Raw genomic sequence first — 2,493 nt, forward strand, 5'->3', positions numbered from 1 at the left:
AGGCCAAGCTTTGCTATATGGGCCACGCCACCATGGAGAACCGGCACGGGCTGGCGGTGGCCGGCAGGGTCACGCATGCCAATGGCATCGCCGAACGCCGGGCTTCGGAGACCATGCTGAAGGCGAGACGCAAAGCCGCAGGCTGCCGCATCACGGCCGGTGAGGACAAGGCGTACGATACGGCCGATCACGTCGCCAATCTTCGCGCCATCGGCGTGACGCCGCATGTGACACAGAACCAGGCCGTCACCAAAACCGGCAAGAACCGCAACAGCGCCATCGACGAACGAACCGCGCGGCATCCGGGATACGGCATGTCGCAATCGCGCCGGGCGATGGTCGAGTGCATTTTCGGAAGGGGCAAGCAGCATGGCACGATGCGCAAGACCAAACATCGTGGCATCGCTCGCGTCGCCGCCGACTTCCTGCTCAATCTGATCGCCTATAACCTGATCCGGATTCCCAAACTGCTTGCCGTTTAGCCACCCCGCGTCAGGGGGGCACCAACCAACAGGTTAAAAAATTACATCCAACTCCACCGCGCCGCTCCAACAACGACCGCCGACAATACGAAAACTCTCCATTTCAAGCTTTTTCAGCAGACTGCTTTAGAGGGTATCCGATCATGTCATTTGCAACGCGCGACGGCCGTGACTGGACACCGGAGTACCTGATGTCGATTGATGCCAAGAAGTGCATCGGCTGTGGCCGTTGTTTCAAAGTCTGCGGTCGCGACGTCATGACGTTGAAGGGCATCAACGAGGAGGGCGATCTTGTCGATCTGGACGACGACGAAGACGATGAGATCGAGAAGAAGATTATGGTGATGAATGACCAAGGCGCTTGTATCGGTTGCGGCGCCTGCGCCCGGGTTTGTCCGACCAACTGCCAAACTCACCAAACCGCCGCAACGCAAGCCGCTTGAGAGCGAGCTCTGTCCGCCTTTTGCCGCGAGCAAGCGGGAGTTGGGCGGCGAAGCCATGAACTGCGCTCGAGGATAGACCCGCTTGGCGCCGGGCGCATTCCCACCAGCTTGCGGATGCTGAGTCGCCCCGTCCCCAGAAAGAATCATGTCTTCGTCGGCCGCAGGTATGGGGTTCGGATGGCTCGAAATGTCTGCGCTACTATGGATCGGATACCGGCAGCCTCAATAACTTCATTCCGCTGTCGCGAAGAATGCTCAGAACAGCTCTACGGGAGGAACATCATGATCTCACGTCGTCTTGTGATCGGTGTGCTCGGGGCGGGACTGGTAGCGTTCGCGCTCCTTGCCACCCCGGTGGCGCTGGCCTTTTCGCCCGAAGCGCGCAATGCGAAGCTTGATCAAACCCTTAAGGAATTGGTCGAAGGCTGCAGTACTCCGGGTATTGTGGTGCTGATCCTTCAGAATGGCCGCCCGGTCTACAGCCGCAGCGTCGGCGTTCGCAAGGTGGGGAGCGCCGTGCCGATCGGCGAGAACGACATATTCCGCCTCGCCTCAATGACCAAGGCTGTCACCTCGGTGGCAGCGATGATCCTTGTCGAGCAGGGCAGGGATCGGCCTGGACGATCCGGTCAGCCGTTTCCTGCCCGAGTTCGCCAAGTTGCAGGTGCGCGGTCCTGACGGCACTGAGGGTCCTGCGAGCAGGCCGCCGACAATTCGCGAACTGCTGACCCATACGGCCGGATTCTCCTATAACTTCATCAATAATCCCCGGCTCGTTAATGCATACCGCGAAGCGCGCGTGACCGACGGGCTAGACCAGGGCGAGGTAACCACGGCCGAAGCGATGCAGCGTCTCGCCTTCGTTCCGCTTGGCTATGAGCCTGGTACAGGCTGGGAATACTCGCTGGCCACTGACGTGCTCGGGGCTGTCATCGAGAAGGTGACGGGAGCCAGCCTGGGAGCTTTTGTAACCGAGCGCATCGCAAGACCTCTGCGCATTGAGAGCTTTGTGTTCAACGCACCTGAGACCATGCGCTCACGGTTCGTGCAGGTGACACGGCCCGCACAGGTCACGGGCGCACTCGGCACGGGCTACGTTCCGGTGGTGGCACCTGAGGCTGTGCCGTTCCCTCCAACCAAGGGCACCGCCGATTTCGACCCGAACCGCGCCTTCTCTCTGACCGCCTATCACTCTGGCGGCGCCGGCATGAGCGGCACTATCGGGGACAACGGGCGGTTCCTGCAAATGCTGCTGAACGAAGGCGAACTCGACGGCGTGCGGGTGCTCCGCGCGGAAACGGTGCGGCAGATGACGCAGAACGCGACCGGCAACATGCCGACGCTTCCCGGGCCGGGTTGGGGCTTCGCGCTGGGCTTTGGGATCGTGATCGATCCGGCTGCAGCCAAGAGCCGCCTTCCGGCGGGCAGCTACGGGTGGGGCGGCATCTATGGCATGCAGTTTTGGATCGATCCGGCAAACCGCGTCGTGGGCCTAGTACCCACTTTTCATAGAACGTGAGTCGTGATTCAAGATCGGGATGATTCCCGAAGCAAGAGAAGTCCGCGTT

General features: G+C 61.0%; 4 protein-coding genes. All 4 read left to right on the top strand.

Annotated elements, in window-relative coordinates:
• Positions 1-482: transposase (locus AC5ZGW_RS45770; protein ID WP_496114151.1), on the top strand; the 482-nt coding region annotated here is incomplete at its 5' end.
• A gap of 143 nt (positions 483-625) precedes the next feature.
• A complete protein-coding gene (gene fdxB, locus AC5ZGW_RS45775; RefSeq protein WP_028169131.1) occupies positions 626-925 on the top strand; it encodes a ferredoxin III, nif-specific in 300 nt (99 codons plus the stop codon).
• A gap of 282 nt (positions 926-1,207) precedes the next feature.
• Positions 1,208-1,603, top strand: coding sequence for a serine hydrolase domain-containing protein (locus AC5ZGW_RS45780; protein ID WP_051397342.1), 396 nt, complete (start codon positions 1,208-1,210; stop codon positions 1,601-1,603).
• Positions 1,518-2,444, top strand: coding sequence for a serine hydrolase domain-containing protein (locus AC5ZGW_RS45785; RefSeq protein ID WP_496114152.1), 927 nt, complete (start codon positions 1,518-1,520; stop codon positions 2,442-2,444). Before AC5ZGW_RS45780 ends, AC5ZGW_RS45785 begins: the two co-directional genes overlap by 86 nt.
• The last annotated feature ends 49 nt before the right edge of the window (positions 2,445-2,493 follow it).

The organism is Bradyrhizobium sp. Crot121, from assembly GCF_059512385.1.